Below are 1,987 nucleotides of genomic sequence, written 5' to 3' on the forward strand. Positions count from 1 at the left end.
CGTGATTCAATCAACACTCCAGGATATGTAGGATTGGTAACAAGAACAATTGCATCCATTGGGTCTCCGTCTTCTGCAAATGTCTGTGGGATTATTCCATATTCTCCAGGATAGAAGAATGGTGAAAACAACACTCTGTCAAGTTTTATGACACCATGCTTTTTGTCATATTCGTACTTGTTCTGAGAACCTTTTGGAATTTCTACTATAACGTTAATCACTTCTGGTACTTTGGGACCAGTTTCAATATCGCGCCACAAATCCATGGTTGTGTCTCAGAAATAGGTCCTATTTAATTTACAGCATACCGTTTTAATTTCTAAAATTTCCATGCGCCAAGACTTCGGAAAAGATAAAACTGTACCCAAGTCTGATGGATATCATGAAGGCAGCACATGTTTTGGGACCATCAGATGTCCAGATAAAAAATGTGGAAAAACCACAGGTCGGCAGTGGCGAGATCCTAGTATCCATGAAAGCCTGCGGGGTATGCGGGTCTGATCTTGAGAAAATTTACGGCAAATACAGCCAGCCTTCCATGAGACTTGGCCACGAACCTTCGGAGTAGTATCAGAGGTAGGCAATGGTGTTACCAATTTTAAGAAAGGAGACAGGGTGTTTACCCATCATCATGTTCCATGTTATTCATGTCACTATTGCACACATGGAAACGAGACCATGTGCCAGAAATATTCAGAGACAAATCTTTCCCCATGCGGACTAGCTGAAGAGTTTATCGTTCCCCAATGGAACGTGTCACATGGTGGAGTCATAAAACTGCCAGACCATGTTTCCTTTGAAGAGGCNGCGGATTAGCAGAGGAATTCATCGTCCCACAATGGAATGTGTCACACGGTGGAGTCATAAAACTGCCAGACCATGTGTCCTTTGAAGAGGCAGCAATGATAGAGCCGCTTGCATGTTGCATAAGAGCATGGAATAAAATAAAATTCAAGAAAGGGGATTCGATTGCAATCTTGGGTGCAGGTCCAACTGGATTAATGCACTTGATGTTAAGCAAGGCATACGGGATGGAGGACATATTTTGTCTTGATATCAATGATTTTAGATTAGACTTTGCCAAAAAATTTGGCATAACGGATACGATAAGATCAGACGACTCAGATGCATACCAGAAAATTCTTGCAAAGACCCAGAATCGCGGAGTTGATATCGCAATGGTTNCATTAACGATTTTAGATTAGGTTTTGCAAAAAAATTTGGCATAACTGATACGATAAGATCAGATGACCCAGATGCACATCAGAAAATTCTTGCAAAGACCCAGAACCGTGGAGTGGATATTGCAATGGTTTCAACTGGAAGCGTCAATGCAATATCCCAGGCAATTGACTTGGTAAGAAAAGGTGGTACAGTAATGATGTTTGGAGTTCCCACAAAAGATGTTAAGATGTCACTTGAGATGAGCAAGGTATATTCCAAAGAAATTACCATCACGCCAAGCTATGCAGCTTCTGAAACAGACACAAACGAGGCATTTCGATTAATCGAGCAAGGAACAATCAACGTGAAAAAACTCATCACACACAAGTTTGATCTTGTAGATTCTGCAAAAGCTTTGGATTATGCACATCAAGGAAACGATTCCATGAAAATAATAATTACAAATTCAGAAACGCTTAACTAAGGCAAATTTTTTCGATGATGTTATGGACTGGGGACTCAAAAACAGACTGGCAAAAATAATCAAACCACAAAACAGACGCGGTGTGATGCTGGCTGTAGACCACGGTTACTTTCTCGGACCAACAGAAAGACTAGAGGTACCAAGAAAAACCATAGCTCCATTATTACCATATGCAGATTCTCTCATGCTTACACGAGGTGTTCTAAGAACATCTGTTGATGCAAACTTTCCAGTGCCAGTAGTGCTTCGAGTCTCAGGAGGAGCAAGCATAATTGGCAAAGACCTCTCAAATGAAAAAATCACAACGTCTGTAAAAGAAGCAATCAAACTAAACGCATC

General features: G+C 41.0%; 3 protein-coding genes and 2 pseudogenes. 4 read left to right on the forward strand and 1 reads right to left on the reverse strand.

Annotated features, from left to right (window positions below; all coding sequences use genetic code 11):
* On the reverse strand, positions 1–266 hold a 266-nt coding region (locus DYY66_RS11405), incomplete at its 3' end, for an inorganic diphosphatase (protein WP_178085613.1).
* Positions 267–472: 206 nt separating this feature from the next.
* Between DYY66_RS11405 and DYY66_RS11410 the strand changes: the two are divergent.
* The 4 genes and pseudogenes from DYY66_RS11410 to DYY66_RS11425 all read left to right on the forward strand — a co-directional run.
* Positions 473–806 (forward strand): annotated as a pseudogene (locus tag DYY66_RS11410) (alcohol dehydrogenase catalytic domain-containing protein); the annotation flags it as partial.
* A gap of 204 nt (positions 807–1,010) precedes the next feature.
* Positions 1,011–1,184, forward strand: a 174-nt coding sequence (locus tag DYY66_RS16645) for a zinc-binding dehydrogenase (protein ID WP_394352647.1), incomplete at its 3' end; no start/stop codon positions are given.
* Positions 1,185–1,186: 2 nt separating this feature from the next.
* Positions 1,187–1,648, forward strand: a complete 462-nt coding sequence (locus DYY66_RS11420; protein ID WP_309224013.1) for a zinc-binding dehydrogenase — start codon at positions 1,187–1,189, stop codon at positions 1,646–1,648.
* Between the two features lie 22 nt (positions 1,649–1,670).
* Positions 1,671–1,987 (forward strand): annotated as a pseudogene (locus DYY66_RS11425) (3-hydroxy-5-phosphonooxypentane-2,4-dione thiolase LsrF); the annotation flags it as partial.

The sequence above is a fragment of the Candidatus Nitrosotalea sp. FS genome, from assembly GCF_011319475.1.
GTDB lineage: Archaea > Thermoproteota > Nitrososphaeria > Nitrososphaerales > Nitrosopumilaceae > Nitrosotalea.